The 18103-nt window shown below is 40.5% G+C and carries 12 protein-coding genes; 8 read left to right on the top strand and 4 right to left on the bottom strand.

Annotated elements, in window-relative coordinates; translation table 11 throughout:
- Positions 1-155: 155 nt before the first annotated feature.
- Together GJB62_RS29010 and GJB62_RS29005 are read left to right on the top strand one after the other, a co-directional pair.
- Complete coding sequence (locus tag GJB62_RS29010; RefSeq protein WP_114083159.1) at positions 156-986, top strand: hypothetical protein; 831 nt, start codon at positions 156-158, stop codon at positions 984-986.
- Between the two features lie 8 nt (positions 987-994).
- Positions 995-1633, top strand: a complete 639-nt coding sequence (locus tag GJB62_RS29005) for a ThiF family adenylyltransferase (protein ID WP_114083158.1) — start codon at positions 995-997, stop codon at positions 1631-1633.
- A gap of 106 nt (positions 1634-1739) precedes the next feature.
- Here GJB62_RS29005 and GJB62_RS29000 read toward each other — a convergent pair whose 3' ends face one another.
- The 4 genes from GJB62_RS29000 to GJB62_RS28985 form a co-directional block, all read right to left on the bottom strand.
- Positions 1740-2738 (bottom strand): RNA polymerase sigma factor, RpoD/SigA family, encoded by a 999-nt coding sequence (locus tag GJB62_RS29000; RefSeq protein WP_114083157.1) that lies wholly within the window; start codon positions 2736-2738, stop codon positions 1740-1742.
- 454 nt (positions 2739-3192) lie between these two features.
- Positions 3193-3468 carry a peptidase gene (locus tag GJB62_RS28995; RefSeq protein WP_114083156.1) on the bottom strand — a complete coding sequence of 92 codons (276 nt, stop codon included), beginning with the start codon at positions 3466-3468 and terminating at the stop codon, positions 3193-3195.
- Positions 3469-3602: 134 nt separating this feature from the next.
- Complete coding sequence (locus GJB62_RS28990; RefSeq protein ID WP_114083155.1) at positions 3603-4025, bottom strand: DUF4363 domain-containing protein; 423 nt, start codon at positions 4023-4025, stop codon at positions 3603-3605.
- Between the two features lie 304 nt (positions 4026-4329).
- Positions 4330-9060, bottom strand: a complete 4731-nt coding sequence (locus tag GJB62_RS28985) for a GAF domain-containing protein (RefSeq protein WP_114083154.1) — start codon at positions 9058-9060, stop codon at positions 4330-4332.
- Between the two features lie 211 nt (positions 9061-9271).
- Here GJB62_RS28985 and GJB62_RS28980 point away from each other — a divergent pair, with 211 nt between their 5' ends.
- The 6 genes from GJB62_RS28980 to GJB62_RS28955 all read left to right on the top strand — a co-directional run bounded on the left by GJB62_RS28980 (position 9272) and on the right by GJB62_RS28955 (position 17815).
- The gene (locus tag GJB62_RS28980; RefSeq protein ID WP_114083153.1) at positions 9272-9595 is read left to right on the top strand and encodes a YnfA family protein; all 324 of its coding nucleotides are present in this window, start codon (positions 9272-9274) and stop codon (positions 9593-9595) included.
- 566 nt (positions 9596-10161) lie between these two features.
- A complete protein-coding gene (locus GJB62_RS28975) occupies positions 10162-11604 on the top strand; it encodes an ammonium transporter (RefSeq protein WP_114083152.1) in 1443 nt (480 codons plus the stop codon).
- A gap of 193 nt (positions 11605-11797) precedes the next feature.
- Positions 11798-12664, top strand: a complete 867-nt coding sequence (locus GJB62_RS28970; RefSeq protein WP_114083151.1) for an SGNH/GDSL hydrolase family protein — start codon at positions 11798-11800, stop codon at positions 12662-12664.
- Positions 12665-12780: 116 nt separating this feature from the next.
- Positions 12781-13989: a 4-hydroxy-3-methylbut-2-enyl diphosphate reductase gene (locus tag GJB62_RS28965; protein WP_114083150.1), complete on the top strand. Its 1209-nt coding sequence runs from the start codon at positions 12781-12783 to the stop codon at positions 13987-13989.
- Positions 13990-14157: 168 nt separating this feature from the next.
- Positions 14158-15366 (top strand): precorrin-6y C5,15-methyltransferase (decarboxylating) subunit CbiE, encoded by a 1209-nt coding sequence (gene cbiE, locus GJB62_RS28960; RefSeq protein ID WP_114083149.1) that lies wholly within the window; start codon positions 14158-14160, stop codon positions 15364-15366.
- A gap of 427 nt (positions 15367-15793) precedes the next feature.
- The gene (locus GJB62_RS28955; RefSeq protein WP_114083148.1) at positions 15794-17815 is read left to right on the top strand and encodes an ATP-binding protein; all 2022 of its coding nucleotides are present in this window, start codon (positions 15794-15796) and stop codon (positions 17813-17815) included.
- Positions 17816-18103: the final 288 nt, after the last annotated feature.

Here is an 18103-nt window from a genome sequence, read left to right as displayed (position 1 = left end):
CAACTCACCAGCGGAGTTCCTCTAGTAATTGAGAACACGCAATGCTCCACCAACTTGCACGCAGAATTATATTAATTCGTAATTAAGAAAGTGAGATTTCATCACGGTTTCTAGGGTTGCATTGGTAGCCTTATTTTTGAAAATTGGTATTAGTTATGACTAACATATTTAAGCTAATCAACCAAATTGCGATCGCAGAAGCGCAATTACATACCACCCAATTCCTTGCACCCTGTATCAAAGGTGGACTAGTTCGCACAAGGGTAGACGGGATGGTTTACACCTTCACGCCAAAGCCTAGTAAATTTGAAGGTTGGGGCATCTTTCAGCCTGTGAATGAGAAAACAGCAACGGTTGTAGAAGAAGCAGACTTACCCCAAATTGTGGAATATTTGCAACATTTTCCCCAAATACGGTTGCGGTTAGCACACCAACTGCAAAAACAAACTTGGTTAGCATACCCGGTTAATGAAGTAGATATGCGTCAACGGTTGAAGGTAGTTAAGCCGATCGCAGTCCACTTAGTTACCGAGGGCGCTACTTTTGAGCAAATCATTGCCCGATGGAATGGACATTCATGCTGGTTTGAGGAAGTAGATCGCCGTACCGATCCGGCAATTTCTGAAACTCTGCAATCTGCTGTTAAGCAACTCATTCCTGCTGAGGAATTACAGTTTAAAGGCATTACTCCAGAAATCCTCACAGTGTATGAATTAGCAACTTGGCGCATTGAGGGATTTACTCAACCTCAACAGGATGAAAAGCGATTGAGAAAGGCTTTGCAAATGGGCGGTGGTACCTTAAATCAATTCCACGATCGCAGCGATTACTGGACAGTCGATTGGACAACTGCTGATGGTATTCGCCATAGTAGTGCGATCGCAAAAACTGATTTGACTGTTGTTAGTTCTGGTATTTGTCTGAGTGGACGCGATCGCGATTTTGATTTGCAATCCTTAGTAGGTGTGATGGAACAACAAGAGTAGTGAGAACAATGAGTATCTTTTTTCACGAACAGCTTTACCGCACCAATGCTGTGATGGCAAAGTTGAAAAACTATCCTATAACTATTTGTGGCGCTGGAGCATTAGGAGCTAATATTGCTGAAAATTTAGCTCGGTCTGGTTTTGATAAACTTACAGTGATAGATCGCGATCGCATTGAGGAATGCAATCTTTCAACTCAGCCTTACTACCGTTCTGATGTGGGAGCGTTCAAAGCGAAAATTTTGGCGAACAATTTATATCGAGCAATTGGCACTAAAGTTGATGCTAGAACAAAGGAGTTGACATCAGCAAATACAACCCAACTACTCAAAGACAGCCAGTTAATTGTCGATGTCTTTGATAATAGTGTGGCACGTCAAGCAGTGAAAAATTATGCTAAACAATTAAGCATTCCTTGTCTTCATGCTGGGCTATCAGCTGATTATGCAGAAGTGATTTGGAATGACGTTTATCGTGTTCCTTCCGAGGTTAATGATGATGTCTGTGATTATCCGTTGGCACGAAACCTGGTGATGTTAACCGTTGCAGTGGCGTGTGAAGCGATCGTTTCATTCATTGCCACAGCAGAACAGCGTAACTTTAGCATTACCCAGAAGGATCTGACTGTTCAATCTCTGTTTTTGTAGATTGCATAGACGCTCTTAGCACCTTGTTGCAGGCATCGCCCATCAGGATTTACCAAACTCTGCGGGTTGAAGTAAAGAGCCAATAACAAGATATTCGGCTTACGAATTAACTAGCTAGATAGCTGTGTATCTTATCCTTATGTCTTCTTAGACTACCCAAAGCTTGTTGCTCTATCTGTCGCACTCGTTCTCGACTAATACCCATCCGTTGACCAATCTCTGCTAAAGAAAGTTCATTTCCATCTGTTAAACCAAAACGGAAAGTTAATATTTGTCGCTGCTGGGGATTTAATTTTGACAATAAATTTTGAATATTTTGTTGGAGAAACTTATGGTCAGCGTATAATTCTGGGGAAAGTCCATTATCCTCCAACATATCTTGTAATTCTATATCTTTGTCTGAGCCAACTCGTAATTCTAGAGAGACAGGTTGACGTGCTAAAAGTAAATAATCTCGAATTTGTTTTGGATCTAAAGATAGTTCTTCGGCGATATCAGTTGCGGTAGGAGTACGACCTAATTTTTGAGTTAGTTCACGTTGAATCCGCTTGATTTTGTTCAGCTTTTCTGTAATATGAATAGGCAAGCGGATAGTACGTCCTTGTTCGGCGATCGCTCGTGTAATTGCCTGGCGAATCCACCAATAGCCATAAGTTGAAAACTTGTACCCTTTAGTTGGGTCAAATTTCTCAACTCCTCGCTCTAAGCCTAAACTTCCTTCTTGAATTAAATCGAGAAAATCTAGGTTATGTCTTTGATATTTCTTAGCAATAGATACTACAAGTCGCAGGTTAGCCTGAATCATTTTCTGCTTGGCTTCTTGCCCTTGATGTAGCTGTTGTAGCAGTGATTTTTCACCAATATTTATATTTTCAACCCACTCTTGTTGTGTTGGTTGACGTTTTAATTGAATAGCTAATTTTTCTTTTGTAGCTAGTAAAGCCATCATTTTTTGAACTTGCTTGGCGAAATTAATCTCCTGCTCATTAGTTAATAAAGGTATCCGTCCAATCTCGCGAAGATAAGCACGCACTGTATCAGCAGTATATAAAAGCTTCTCCTTTTTATTACTTTCTTCTAGATACTGATGAGATAGATTATTCATAGTTATTTGAACCTTCAAAAATATTTGTTGGTTTAGAGGATGTTTTAAAAGTCCTCTTGGTAGTAGCAAAACGTTTTGTATTCCCCTAAATCCACGCTACTTGCTTCGCTTTTGTCCTAATTTTACTTTTTACTCAGCACTCAGTACTGAGTAACTTAAAAGTCAATAAATTTGAAATATTTTTTAGTTGTTGCTATGGGTCGTTATTTTGTTAAAAGCAATATTTTCTAAGTTAATAGCTTGATGTTACAGGAGCTTGTCAAAGAATTGAAAAAGTTATGTCTATCCAGATTCTAGTCCGTTCTAAAGCAGAGCAATACCTCTGGAACTGCTTCTACAATGACTTTTGCAGCACTGGAGACAATGGATTATGGTTTGATTTCACTATTTGCGATCGCAGGGTGACTGACTTGTTTTTATACCTTAAAAGACTGCGATCGCTTTTGACTAATCCTTACTCAGATTTTGACCTTTTCTTACGAAACAAACTAGTCATACTTAATCCAGTAACCAACAACCCTAATAATCCTAGTCCGTTCAAAATCGGGTAGATTCCCTGTAAACCCAAGATTTCACCACGATGAATCGAAAGTAGTAGACTACGTGGAACTCCAATGTTAGCTGACCACTCACCTACCAAGGTAGCTGCAATACCAGTTAACAATGTTACAGCAAGCGGTAAAGCCAAAATAATCGCCAGAGTCCGGTGGTATTTGCGAAATGAACGCATTATCCAAAATCTCCAGTGGAAACTATCGCAGTTTGTAACTTGATAAGCTACAGAACTATTTGTCTCAAAGCCAGATATAAAGACTTTTTTTGGTGTCTCTTGTCTTTTAACTCCTGCTCTATGTTAGTTTTACCTCACTTAGAAACAGTGGCGATGTTTGTCTCAAGTGTTTGTAATCCTTTAAGAGATTTCGCTTTATCTTTTGCTTTTAGCGAACCCTTCACTTGGGTCGCAGCATCTTCGATGACATTATAGGTTTTTGAAGATTTAGTTTTGACACCATCTTCAACTTTAGACCAAGAATTTTCAAACTTATTAAATTCCTGTTGAGCTTTGTCAAAGTTTCCGCCTTGCACCGCAGTTTTTGTATTTGTAACGACACCAGCCAAAGTATCAAAACCTCCCTGCGTGGCACTAGGGGTTTTAGATCCTGTTGTCGCCTTAGTGGTTTCTGTGGTAGCAGGAGTCTGGGTAGTGGATTTTTGATCGCTGTTGCATCCTACCAATGTCAGTAAGCTAATTGCAGTCACAGGGATGATGTAGATTAAGCGTTTCATAAGACCTCTTGAATAATGATAAGTCGCCAAGTAATGACGGTATCCGCTACTATATCAGCTAAAGTTGCTGGAGATGTAGGAAGATTCTATACAAGTTTTATTCCTGTAAATGCTAATATTTTTTATTGGTACAGTTGTATCAAAGCTGTTTTTGTATATTAATTTGGAATTTATACCCAATTATTTTTGGTTGGGAAGTGAGGTGTGATTTGTTACTTTATTTCTGATTAAAAAAGAATCTAGAATTCAAAATTAATTAGTGTGGGTCTTAAACTCACATATTTTTCCGCTACTCATACAGAATTTAGACTGAATTCTTTCTTGTTAAAAAGTCTTGCATAGAGTTGACAAATTCTTTTAACTCTAAAACTAAGTTAGTAGCATCTCTAAGCTCTTGCTCGTAAGCTAACTTTTCTAGTTTGTCAGCAGCTAGATACATAGCTGTGGCTCCAACGTTGGCACTAGCACCTTTAAGGTGATGAGCTTCTCGCGCAATTTGCCCAAAGTCATCAGATGCGATCGCTGCAATCATTATCTCTAAACGAGGTCTAACATCTTCAAGGCATATTTGCAATAGATTTAATTCAAATTCTCCATCATTTTCCGATATTCGATGCAAGTGTTCCCAATCAATTGCTAGGTTACTTGTGTCGTTGTTTGTGGTGGAAACTATCTGTTCATCAACAACTGGCTCTTGTTTTGAGAGGATAACGCCTGTCCAATGTTCTAGAGTGGCAGCTAATTTTTCTTTAAACACTGGCTTACTCAGATAGTCATCCATTCCTGCATTGAGACACATTTGTTGGTCTTCTTTCATGGCATTAGCCGTCATTGCAATTACCACAGGACGACGACGCAGAGCAAAAGCGTCTTCTTGCCAACGATGAATTTCTTTTGTGGTTTCTAAACCGTCAAGAATTGGCATTTGGCAATCCATTAGAATCAAATCATAAGGAATTTTTTCTAATAGCTGCAAAACTTCTTCTCCATTGGCAGCAACATCGGCTTTGTAGCCTAAACTCTGAAGTTGCTTCAGGGCGACTTTTTGATTCACCAAATTATCTTCAGCTAAGAGAATTCTTAACTGGAATTGAGTAGAGGGGTTAGGGGCAGAGGAAGTAAGAATGCAGGAAATTTCTGTACTTGAGATTTTTGTGGTAGCGTCTAGCCTTCTTTCTTTAGACCCTTCTTCTGGTTGAGGCTGAGTTTTTAGAATATTCATAATGGTATCAAGGAGTCGAGAGGGCTTAACGGGTTTGACTAAATAAGCAGCAAATCCTATTTTGAGCGCCCGTTGCAATTGGGCACGTTGATTAATAGAGGTGAGTATAATCAAAGGTATCTTAGCAATTGCAGAATTGGCTTTAATTTGTTCTTCTAAAGTTATGCCAGAAGTTTGAGCCATTTGCATATCAACCAAGACGACATCATAAGAATTACCACGCTCACAAGCTTCCTGAATAGCAATGAGTGCAGCAGCAATACTGTCAGCTTGATCTACCTGCATTCCCCACCCGGTAACTTGATGATAGATAATTTTGCAATTAGTAGCATTACTATCTACCACTAACAAGCGGCGATTGTTCAAAAATCCGCCTTCGCTCTTGACCTTCGTGTAACGTGTCGCAGGCAAGAAGCGATCGCAGTTTGGCAAAACAGACTCAAGTTGTTTGGCAAAAGGCACCTCAAACCAAAACTTAGATCCTTTCCCCATCTCGCTTTCCAGCCCAATGACTCCTCCCATCAAAGTCACCAGTTGTTTACAGATGGCTAATCCTAAACCGGTACCACCATACTTGCGAGTGGTAGAAGCATCCACTTGGGTAAATGGCGTAAAGATTTTGTGTTGGTCTTCAGGGCTAATGCCAAGACCTGTATCTGTAATGGCAAAATAGATGGTGGCTGTTGTGGAGGAAAGCGATGGCTTTGGCAAAGGCGATCGAAATTCTACTTGCACTACTACTTCACCAACGTTAGTGAACTTGATAGCGTTGCTAATTAGGTTCATCAGAATTTGCCGTAACCTACTAGCATCGCCTTTGAGGTGGGTAGGGACGTTGCTATAAAGTAGTGCAGCAATTTCTAACCCCTTACTATGGGCTGATGGAGCCAATAATTCCACCACCTCTTCAACACAAGTGGATAGGTTAAAATCTAGAGCTTCGAGAACCATTTCTCCAGCCTCAAGTTTGGAAAGATCCAAAATCTCATTGATTAAACTTAAAAGGGCATCTCCACTAATCCGAATTGTTTCAATAAAATCTCGTTGTTCTGGATTTAAGGGAGTATCTAAAACCAAACTGGTCATCCCCAAGACAGCATTCATGGGAGTGCGAATTTCATGACTCATATTTGCCAAAAAAGCACTTTTAGTCTGAGAAGCTAATTCTGCTTGCTGACGGGCAATTTCAAGTTCTTCTCGCTGACGAGTTTCTGCTTTTAAAAGTTGAGCTTGGGCTAAAGCAATGCCTACTTGGTCAGCTATTTGCCGCAAGAGATGAGTTTCAAAACTAGACCATTGGTGAGAATCATCACACTGATGGACTATGAGCAAGCCGCGAAGTTCTTCTTTGACCAAAATAGGTACAACAAAGTTGACTTTGACCCCAAACTGTTGGATTAATCTGAGGTCACTTTGTTGGACTTCGAGTAAATCTAACTCAGCTAGTCCTAAAATCTCTCCTTGACGGTACTTTTGTAGATAGTACTGTTGCAGGTATTCTGCTCGTAAGTAAGGGGCGGTGATATTTTGCTCTTTGATTTCTGGTAAGCCAGAAATTACTGCTTCAACAACGGAGGTTGCAGACTCATCTGGTAAAAGCTGATAGATTAAAACTCGGTCAGTTTGGAGAATCTTTTGCACTTCCTTGACAGTGATTTCGAGAATTTCTTCGATTTGCAAAGACTGGCGAATTTTGAGGGTGATTTCGGTAAAAAGTTGCGATCGCAGGTTTTGGCGTTGTAATTCCTCTTCAGCCCGCTTACGCTGAATAAATTGGCCCACTTGCTCACCAATAGAATTCATCGTGTTGACTAAATCTTGGTCAGGAGGTTTGATTTCACGATTGAAGCAGGTAATCACGCCCAGAATTTTGTTACCAGTCCGAATTGGAAAACCGAAAGCTGCGTGTAATCCTATTTGAGCCGCGATTTTGAAGTGAGGAAAATTCAGATCATTAACGACATCAGTCAGCCAAACAGCTTCAGAACTAGCCCAGACACGCCCAGGTAGTCCAATTCCTTCTATAAAAGTGGTTTGTCGCTTCAGTGCTTCAAATTCTTGCACTTCAAGGGATGCTTTATGCCAGATGGAAAGAAAACGCAGCACATTTGCTTGCTGATCGACCATCCAAATTTCACCTAAATCCCATCCTAAACTCTCGCAGATTCCTTGTAAGATTCGAGGGTAAGCCTCGTTGATTGTGGTAGACTCTGCCAAAACGCGGGTTGCAGCATATTGTGCAGTTAAATGCTGTTGTACTCGTTTGCGATCGGTGATGTCAGTGCCAGTGCCAACAATGTATTCCACCAATCCTTCATAGTCTTTTAAGAAGGTATTCGACCAAGCAATCAGTCGCCGACTGCCATCCTTCATTACCCAATGGTTTTCATGCTCCAGAAAGCCTCTACCAGTTAGCAATTCCTGAAAAACTGCTTTAACTGATTCCACTTCTTCAGGAAGTAGGAACAAGTTCCAGAAATACCTACCCCTCACCTCATCGAAGGAGTAACCTGTTATTTGCTCACAAGCTTGATTGAAACGAACAATTTGCCCTTGAGAATCGAGAACTATTACTAATGCGCTGGCTGTATCAACAACTGCTGAGATAAAGTTGCGTTCTTGATTTAAGGTTTCTTCTGTCCTTTTGCGCTCTGTTACCTCACGATAAATGAAGTAGTAAACTACAGCAAGAACGATAAAACTTAGGCAAATAGCGATCGCAATTGTCACAGTTGTTTTGCGAGTCCAAGCTTTTGCTGTTTGTGAAAGTTGCTGATGCCGCTCCCTTTCCTCGTTCTCTATCTCATTGATCTCCTTGCGGATATCATCCATGAGATTTTGACTTTTATTTGTCAGTACTACTTGCAACGCCGCCTCTACTCCCTTTTTTTGGCGTAAGTTGATAGTCTGGTTTAGTTCAGTAAGTTTATCTGCAATTAGAACTTCAAGCGTTGCAATCTGCTTTTGTTGGTTTGGTTGATCTGTACTTAAATTCTTTAGTTTGGCAATTTCTTGCTCGACATTGGCAAGTGATTCTTGATAGGGTTTTAGATAAGTTGGTTTTCCAGTAATAATGTAACTACGTTGCCTAGTCTCCGCATCCTTTATTTGAGACAGTAGCTCTTCTAAACTGTTGATTTTTTGAGAAATATTTTTTAATATACTGCGATTATTAGTAGATACTGTTGTATTTTGATAGGAAAATACACCAATCAAAACTAAAATTACCGATGCTACACCAAAACCTGCTGCAATCTTTTTAAAAAATTGTTTGCTTACCTTCTGTGCCTGTTTGCTTTTCTTGGTAACAAGTACCAAACTTGCTAAATTTCGGCGCAATTCCAGTTGCTTGATGACTTGACGGCCTAATGCTCGTAATGCCTCTATCTGCTCTGGAGTAAGTTCTCGTGGTACGTAATCAATCACACACAGAGTTCCTAGAGTATATCCTTCAGGGTTAATCAGAGGTACACCAGCATAAAATCTAATATTTGGGTCAGATGTAACCAGTGGGTTGGTGGCAAACCTTTCGTCATTTGTTGCATCAGGCACAACAAAAACGTCAGGCTGTAAAATAGCATGGCTACAGAATGCAAAATCTCGATGTGTTTTTAAGACATCTAAACCGACTTTTGACTTGAACCACTGGCGATTTGTATCAATTAAGCTAATTAAGGCAATAGGAGTCTGACAAATATACGAGGCTAAACGGGTGAGGTCATCAAAGGCAGCTTCAGATGGTGTGTCGAGAATTTTATACTCCAAAAGTGTCTCGATTCTCTGTATTTCGTTATTAGGTAATGGTGCTTTCATCCTTAAGCCTTATCTACATTCTGGGGGCTGGGGAAGAAGCAGGGAAATGAGGGAGATTAAAGGGGAGACAAGGAGATTGCCCACCATGCCTAATACCTAATATCCAATGCCAATGCCCAGGTCAATAAACTTACTTCAATTAATGACAATAGTTTAGTTAAAAGCGTTAGCGTAATTTCACTGAGTTCTAGCTGATGGATAAATTTGTCAAATGATTAAGTCTCTGCTGTATTTTTTGTGGGCTGGTTTATTTGAAATTGGAGGAGGCTACCTAATCTGGTTGTGGCTGCGCGAAGGTAAGCCGTTCTGGTGGGGCATATTGGGGGGAATTGCTTTAACTTTCTATGGGATTATTGCAACTCTTCAATCGGCAAATTTTGGCAGAGTGTATGCTGCTTACGGTGGTGTGTTTATCGCAATAGCAATGTTTTGGGGTTGGAAGGTAGACGGTGTAACTCCAGACCGCTACGACCTCATAGGAGCATGTTTAGCTTTAGTGAGTGTTCTCATTATCATGTTTGCACCCAGACCTTAAGTAGAACTTCTAGATTAATAAATTTTCTAATACCTGCTTTTCAGAGACTGGCAAAACATAAATTATCCAAAATTATTTATACATTTGTTTGGATAGCACAGATGTGCTATCTGGAGATGGGATGTTTCTTTTGCTGGAATTCCCTAAACACATAATAAGCTGACCAAAAATCGCCAAGGTTTTTAATAACCAGCCGAAGATAAGCAACAATCTGTATATCTCCCGCGTAAATGCGTAGAGATAAAGAGAATTCATGATAAATTTGTACAAATTTTCTGAAAATTGATAATAATTATCAATTTTTACAAGTATCTTGTTTTGTAACAGTAAGTAACTAAAAATTTGGAGTTTTGTAGCGCTTGCATAAAATGCTATCCTGCACAAAAAGATGCAATCATTGCATCGTTACACCCTTGTTTTTATTTTGGCAACTACAATCAGGATTATATTTTTGTTAACATTTCCAGAAAATAAAAGTTAAGTAACTTTTAAGACAAAAATGTGTAGCCAAAAGTAATCAAATGTAGTTAAGGATACAAATCGTTGGTGCTTAGGAAGAAAAAGAAGTGTTGAAGAAAGTTGTGATGATTGGGGCTATGACCCTATTATTTTTGGCAGGGCCGCTAATGGGTAATGCTTTTGCCCAAACACCAGTTGCTGTACCAGCTGCTGATACTGGAGACACGGCATTTATGCTGATTTCAGCAGCATTGGTGTTGCTAATGACACCAGGATTGGCATTTTTCTATGGTGGATTTGTGCGATCGCGCAATATCCTAAACACATTGATGATGAGCTTTGTCTTGATGGCGATCGTGGGAGTTACCTGGATTCTCTGGGGTTATAGTCTTTCTTTTGCACCAGGGTTGCCATTCATCGGTGGGTTGCAATGGTTTGGGTTGAACGGTGTCGGTTTGGAGACTCAAGGCTACTTACCGCATCTACCTTATGAAGATGCGCTCAAAGCAGCAGACCCCAAATATGCTGATGTAGTCTCTTATGCTGGAACGATTCCCCACCAAGCATTCATGATTTATCAAGCCATGTTTGCCATTATCACCCCAGCTTTAATTTCTGGGGCGCTCGTTGAGCGGATGAGTTTCCGCGCTTATTGTCTGTTTGTAATGCTGTGGTCAACCTTTGTTTACGCCCCCCTTGACCACATGGTATGGGCGAAAGGTGGATTCTTGGGTTTATATGGTGGATTAGGTGCTTTGGACTTTGCTGGGGGTACAGTAGTTCACATTAGTTCTGGTGTTTCAGCCCTAGTAGCTGCCATTGTCCTTGGCCCCCGTAGAACCCATCCTGACCGCCTTAGCCCCCCGCACAACGTTCCTTTCATCTTGCTGGGTGCTGGCTTGCTGTGGTTTGGTTGGTTCGGTTTCAACGCTGGAAGTGCCCTAACTGTTGCTAGTGGAACTTCTGGGGACTTAACAACAAATTTAGCAACAACAGCCTTTGTTGCCACCAATACGTCGGCGGCGGCTGGTGCATTAATGTGGCTAATTATGGAAGCAGTTTTACGGGGTAAACCGACAGCCGTAGGAGCAGCTACAGGAGCCGTTGCTGGTTTAGTAGGTATCACTCCCGCCGCCGGATTTGTCACACCGCTATCAGCTATTTTAATTGGTTTCATCACTGCCTTTGTTTGCTTCTATGCTGTGAGTTTCAAACATAAGCTGCAAATTGACGATGCTTTAGATACCTATCCCGTGCATGGCGTTGGTGGGACAGTGGGGGCAATTTTAACAGCTATCTTTGCCACAACTCAAGTCAACGGCGGAGGTAAAGACGGAGTGCTGCGTGGTAATTTTGGTGAATTGGGAGTTGAACTAATAGCAATCGCCGTTGCTTACGCGATCGCAGGTGTTGGTACGTGGATTATTCTCAAAGTTATTGATGCTACAGTTGGACTGCGTGTTAAAGAAGAAGCAGAATTACAAGGTTTGGATATCAACGAACACGGCGAAGAAGGTTACAATTCCGAGTTTGGCGATCGTCCGACTTAGTTTAGTGGGAATAAGGAATAGGGAAGAGGACAAGGGGACAAGGAGAATTGGGGACAAGGGGAAAGACTTGTTTCAAATTCTCACCCCTTGTCCCCAATTCTCCCTCTGCTCCCCATTCTCCAATTTAAGATTGTGTAATTTGCGATCGCTAGCGTTAAAATTTGATTCAAATAATTGGTAAATTTCGCTAGTCGTGTCTACTTCTGCAAAAACCTTTCCTATCTGGGCATTTTTCTCGCTGTTAACCAACGGCATCCTAATGTTGGCGGTCATTCTGCTAATTTGGCAACAGCAGAAATTGGCCGCTTTTTTTGGGATAGTTACATCCCCAGAACAAATTAACCTGAACAACTCAACCCAAATTGCTACACCTGATTTGGGTCGCCGTCATCAACTCACTTACCAAGAGTGGGTAGAAATTCTCAAGCAAGAAGCCAAGGTCGCTGCTGACCAACGTCCTCCGCATTTAACTATCCTGGCGGGTGATTCTCTGAGTTTATGGTTTCCCCCTGAGTTATTACCCGAAGGTAAAACTTGGCTCAATCAAGGGATTTCTGGCGAAACCAGTAATGGACTCTTAAACAGGTTGAAAATATTTGACCGCAGCAAACCAGAAGTCATTTTTGTGATGATTGGCATTAATGACCTAATTCGTGGAGTGAGCAACGAGGAAATTTTAGATAATCAGCGGCAAATTATCAATTACCTCCGAAAGAGGCATCCCACCGCGCAAATTGTTGTGCAATCGATTTTGCCACATGGGGCAGAGGAAGCAACCTGGAAAGGACGAGATAAACTTCTAGCTGTTGCCAATATTCGCATTCAGGGGTTGAATCAGCAACTGCAAAGTATTTCTACCAAAAAAGGTGTCAAATATCTTGATTTATATCCCCTGTTTACTAACAAGCAAGGAAATCTCCGCCGCGAATTTACTACTGATGGCTTACATTTAAGTCCCGAAGGGTATATAGTTTGGCGTTCTGCATTGCAGATTTATAGCGAAATCGAATTAAAATCCCAGCAAGAAGAAGAGGGGAAAAGGTTAAAGGGTAAAGGGTAAAGGCATTAAATCCTTTTCCCTTTCCCCCTCTCTGATAATATTTTTGAATACAACTGTGTATAAATCTCGTCTGGGCGCGAGAAAATAAAAAATAGTGGTTGAAATAGACAAATCTAATGGATACAAAAGCTTTTAAGCGCAGCCTGCAACATTCCGAAAATTACAATCGCAAGGGCTTTGGTCATCAAGCAGAAGTTGCTACCCAGTTGCAATCTGAATATCAGAGTAACTTGATTCAAGAAATTCGCGATCGCAATTACATTCTGCAACGGGGTGATGTGACGATCAGACTAGCACAAGCCTTCGGTTTTTGTTGGGGTGTAGAACGGGCTGTGGCCATGGCCTACGAAACTCGTCAGCATTTTCCCACAGAACACATCTGGATTACTAACGAGATTATCCATAACCCTTCTGTAAATCAGCGTATGCAGGAGATGGAAGTAGAATTCATCCCCATTGAAGGAAAGGATAAAGACTTTTCTGTTGTTGGCACTGGTGATGTAGTGATATTACCCGCTTTTGGGGCTAGCGTTCAAGAAATGCAGATCCTTCACGATAAAGGCTGCAAAATTGTTGATACAACTTGTCCTTGGGTATCTAAAGTTTGGAATACAGTAGAAAAGCACAAAAAAATCGATTATACATCAATAATTCACGGTAAATATAAGCACGAAGAAACAGTTGCAACTAGTTCCTTTGCTGGCAAGTATTTAATTGTGTTGAATTTGCAAGAAGCACAATATGTTGCTGACTATATTATCAATGGTGGCAACCGTGAAGAATTTCTGACAAAATTTGCTAAAGCTTGTTCAGCAGGATTTGACCCCGATCAAGATTTAGCAAGAGTTGGGATTGCTAACCAAACCACGATGCTTAAAGACGAAACTGAGCAAATCGGAAAGCTTTTTGAGCGGACTATGTTGCAGAAGTATGGCCCCATAGAGTTAAATCAGCATTTCCAAAGCTTCAATACTATTTGTGATGCCACCCAAGAACGCCAAGATGCAATGTTGGAATTGGTGGAACATAACTTGGATTTAATGGTAGTAATTGGTGGGTTTAATTCATCGAATACTACTCAATTACAACAAATTGCTTTTGAGCGAGGAATTCCTTCTTATCACATTGATACTGTTGAGCGGATTCAATCAGGAGATTCTATAGAACATCGGCAATTAAATGGGCAGTTAATAACTACAAAAAACTGGTTGCCAGATGGTGAAATTGTCGTGGGAATCACTTCTGGTGCTTCTACACCAGATAAGGTAGTAGAAGATGTGATTGAGAAAATTTTTGCTGTGAAAGCAACAGCAGCGCTGGTTTAACAGTGATCAAGTAAGCAAGTTATTAGTAAGGAATTGAGTGCTGAAAAAATAAAGACTGAAGTCCTTACTACTAACCCTCAAAAGTAGCTTAAGAAAGTAGTAGTGTTCACTATTTTTAAAATTTATGAGAAATTCAATAAATCGATAAAGAATTAATTATGAATTAGTATGACAGAGAAATGGCTTTCTATCGTCGGCATTGGGGAAGATGGATTACAGGGGTTAAGTGCGATGGCTCGTTCTCTAGTCGATCAAGCGAAAGTAATCGTCGGAGGCGATCGCCATTTATCCATGCTCCCTACAGACGATCAACGTGAGAAACTAGTCTGGACATCTCCCATTAGCACTTCTGTAGAAGAAATCATCCAGCGTCGGGGTCAGTCAATCTGCGTACTCGCAAGCGGCGATCCTATGTGTTACGGCATTGGTGTCACCTTGATGCGGCGAATTCCCATTTCTGAAATGACGATTATCCCCGCGCCTTCAGCTTTTAGCCTTGCTTGTGCCAGGGTGGGATGGTCTTTAACTGAGGTAGAAACCTTGAGTTTAAATGGTCGTCCATCCTCCCTACTCCAGTCTTACATTTACCCAAAAGCGCGACTGTTGATTTTGAGCGAAGGGAAGGACACACCCGCCATTGTTGCGAAAATTTTGACAAATCGCGGCTATGGTGGCAGCAAAATTACCGTCTTGGAGCGTATGGGCGGCAATCATGAAAGAATCATAGAAGGCACAGCTACATCTTGGAGTGAGACTGAAATTGCGCCTTTGAATGCGATCGCAGTTTATTGTATTGCTGATGCTGGGGTTATTCCTTTACCAAGATTACCAGGATTACCAGATAACGCCTACCACCACGATGGACAGTTAACGAAGCGTGAGGTTAGGGCAATCACTCTAGCAGCTTTAGCACCCACACCGGGAGCGTTGTTGTGGGATGTTGGCGCGGGTTGTGGCTCAATTTCTATTGAATGGATGCGGAGTAATGCTCGATGTCGAGCGATCGCGATCGAGCAAAATTCATCTAGACTACTCTATATTGCCGATAATGCCGCCACTCTTGGTACTCCAAATCTGCAAATCATTGAAGGGAAAGCGCCCCATGCCCTGAAAGACTTGCCAGCACCAGATGCCATTTTTATTGGTGGTGGAGTGACAGCAACGGGACTTTTTGATATTTGCTGGGAAGCACTGCGGCCAGGTGGGCGTTTGGTGGCAAATGTGGTGACGGTAGAGGGTGAGCAAACTTTATTTCAATGGCATAAACAAGTCGGTGGCGATTTAACTCGTGTTGCTATTCAACGGGCAGAACCTATTGGGAAATTTTTGGGCTGGCGGGCAATGGCACCTGTCACGCAATGGGTAGTTGTAAAATAATATGATTTGTGCGGAATCTGAAAATGTGCCAGCTAAATCTTTAACTGCTTACTTTGTTTTGTACCCTTCTTATTGCGGAGAAGATAGGCCAAGGGCAAAAGCAATAACATATCAACAGTAATTAACCGGACATCATAAGCTAAAAAACATCTAATTTGCATCATCGAATTAAATATAACTCTTGTGGGGTGGGCATCCTGCCCGCCCAGTATATGCAATTTAAATGTGGAACAGCTTATCAAAGATAAATCTGATTATTGTTTTCACACATGAGCAAATGCTTTTGTCAAGATTATTTTAGATGTGCTTAACCTACTTTATCTTTGATTTATAAATATTCCATTATCTTAAAGTTTTGAAAAGTAGATAGATATTCTAAGTTTTTTAGGGAACTATTAGATACGCAGAACAAATAATATATCCGTTTATGAACTTAAATTTACAGACATCAAGCAAAACAACTCAGTCAAACAATAACTGGCATGATTTTGATAATTCCTCGATGAATTTCAGCTATCAATCCGCAGTAAATGCACTTGGGCAAAAAGCACTGTCAGGACTAGAATTATCATATTTGTTCCAAGATACAGTTAGTTTAGTTGCTCAAATACTCAATGTTAAATACAGTAGAATCTGGCAAGTACTTTCAGATAGTAATGCTTTGCGTCAAGTAGCTAGTGTTGGGGAGAAACCTTTAGAAACAGACTCTGCTGATATTAATGTCACAACTAATCAGCAAGTACAAAAATTATTGGATAATACTCAGCTAGTTGTTAATTGTAACACACCCAATTGTCAGATCGATGATTTAACTATTCCTTCTCCGCCAGATAGCGTTACTGGTTTGAGTGTGCTAATTCCGGGTGAGAGTAAGCCTTTAGGTTTGCTAGAAGTCTATGCTACTGAGTCCAGAACTTTTTCTTCAGATGATGTTCATTTTTTACAATCTATAACCCATATTTTAGCAACAGCGATTGAACGCAAGCGTTCAGAAGCGTTAGTTTACACTCAAAGCCAAGTTTTAGAACAAGTTGCGTTTGGAGTCAACCTATATGAAATTTTTAACAATCTTTGTATCTTGCTAGAGCAACAATTACCTGGGGCATATTGCTCCATTTTAGTTGTAGATGAAGACAAGCGGCAGTTACGGGGAGGAGCAGCACCTACTCTCCCAGAAGAATTTGCTAAGGGTGTTGATGGTTTGATGATTGGTGAATGTTGTGGTTCTTGTGGTACTGCTGCTTATAGAGGAGATTCAGTATTTGCTACCGATATTGCTAATGATCCTTTATGGGCTGATTTCCGAGATTTCGCTTTGAGTTATAACATCAGAGCTTGTTGGTCATCACCTTTTACTTCGCAAACTGGTGAAGTTTTAGGGACATTTGCTATATCTCATAAATTTCCTTGTCATCCAACTCAGCATCATCTAGAAATTCTGAAAACTGCCACCCATATTGCCAGTATTGCTACAGAAACCTACAGAGCCGCAGCAGCGTTACAAAAGGCTAACAATGAGTTAGAACGAAAGGTTTTAGAACGAACATCGGAATTAAGAAAGGCTTTGCTAGACTTACAAAAAACACAAGCTCAACTGGTTCATAGTGAAAAAATGTCAAGTCTAGGACAAATGGTAGCAGGCATTGCCCATGAGATTAACAATCCAGTGAGTTTTATTGCTGGTAATCTCAGATATGCAAATCAGTATATCAATGATTTACTAGATTTAATTGCGGTTTTTCAAGAGCAGTATCCCCAAATAAATCCCACCATAGAAACCAAAATAAAATCTATCGAACTAGAGTATTTGTGTGACGATTTGCCTAAGTTAATGGCATCTATGAGTACAGGTAGTGAGCGAATTACAGATATTGTTCTGGGCTTACGCAACTTCTCACGACTAGATGAAGCAAAAATTAAATCTGTAGATATTCATGAAGGCATAGATAATACATTGATGATTCTAAATCATCAGTTGACGCTACCAAATAAATTACCTGATATTCAGATAGTTAAAGAATATGGTCAACTGCCTAAGATTAGTTGTTATGCCAACCAGTTGAATCAGGTTTTTATGAATATTATCAATAATGCAATTTATGCCTTAAAGGATAATATGCAATTTTGGCAGTCTGCAAATAAGATACCAACTATTCAAATAAAAACTTTAGTTGTAGACAACGAGAGGCTTTTAATTAGTATCAAAGATAATGGCCCTGGTATGAAGTCAGAGATTCAGGAACAGATTTTTAATCCCTTTTTCACTACTAAACCTGTTGGTCAAGGAACTGGTTTAGGGTTATCAATCAGTCATCAGATTATTGTCGAAAAGCACCAGGGAAAACTAAATTGTATCTCTGCATTAGGTAAGGGAACTGAATTTCAAATTGAAATTCCTATTCAGAATTTTCAGCAGTCAGGAATAACATCAACTGACTCTTTACCTTAAAGTTGGGTTGTATCTCTTGTATAACTACCGATGTTCTTTCGGTGTGCTGGAGTTATTGCAGCGATGATTGGCAAACGGTGGTAGGAGAGAGATGGACATCGCCCTAACATAATTCCCCAGTGTTAAGCAGGGGAATTTAGTTTACGCCTATATTATTTCATGAGCAACTTCAACCCTAGAAGCGGCTTGCTGTAGGCTAATCCAGAGGACATAGAAAGCTTAGAGCCACTCAATCTTGCAACATTATTACCAGAAACTGGTATAGTCTAAGCTTAATGTGCATGATTC

This window comes from Nostoc sp. ATCC 53789, from assembly GCF_009873495.1.
Taxonomy (GTDB): Bacteria; Cyanobacteriota; Cyanobacteriia; order Cyanobacteriales; family Nostocaceae; genus Nostoc; species Nostoc muscorum_A.
The sequence above is the reverse complement of the archived record's forward strand: the minus strand, read 5'-3'. Positions and strand labels throughout refer to the sequence as shown.

Excerpts from the sequence above, each read along its gene's own strand:
- GJB62_RS29010 (WP_114083159.1), top strand. The coding sequence starts at position 156 with ATGACTAACATATTTAAGCTAATCAACCAAATTGCGATCGCAGAAGCG.
- GJB62_RS29005 (WP_114083158.1), top strand. The coding sequence starts at position 995 with ATGAGTATCTTTTTTCACGAACAGCTTTACCGCACCAATGCTGTGATG.
- GJB62_RS29000 (WP_114083157.1), bottom strand. The coding sequence starts at position 2,738 with ATGAATAATCTATCTCATCAGTATCTAGAAGAAAGTAATAAAAAGGAG.
- GJB62_RS28995 (WP_114083156.1), bottom strand. The coding sequence starts at position 3,468 with ATGCGTTCATTTCGCAAATACCACCGGACTCTGGCGATTATTTTGGCT.
- GJB62_RS28990 (WP_114083155.1), bottom strand. The coding sequence starts at position 4,025 with ATGAAACGCTTAATCTACATCATCCCTGTGACTGCAATTAGCTTACTG.
- GJB62_RS28985 (WP_114083154.1), bottom strand. The coding sequence starts at position 9,060 with ATGAAAGCACCATTACCTAATAACGAAATACAGAGAATCGAGACACTT.
- GJB62_RS28980 (WP_114083153.1), top strand. The coding sequence starts at position 9,272 with ATGATTAAGTCTCTGCTGTATTTTTTGTGGGCTGGTTTATTTGAAATT.
- GJB62_RS28965 (WP_114083150.1), top strand. The coding sequence starts at position 12,781 with ATGGATACAAAAGCTTTTAAGCGCAGCCTGCAACATTCCGAAAATTAC.
- cbiE (WP_114083149.1), top strand. The coding sequence starts at position 14,158 with ATGACAGAGAAATGGCTTTCTATCGTCGGCATTGGGGAAGATGGATTA.
- GJB62_RS28955 (WP_114083148.1), top strand. The coding sequence starts at position 15,794 with ATGAACTTAAATTTACAGACATCAAGCAAAACAACTCAGTCAAACAAT.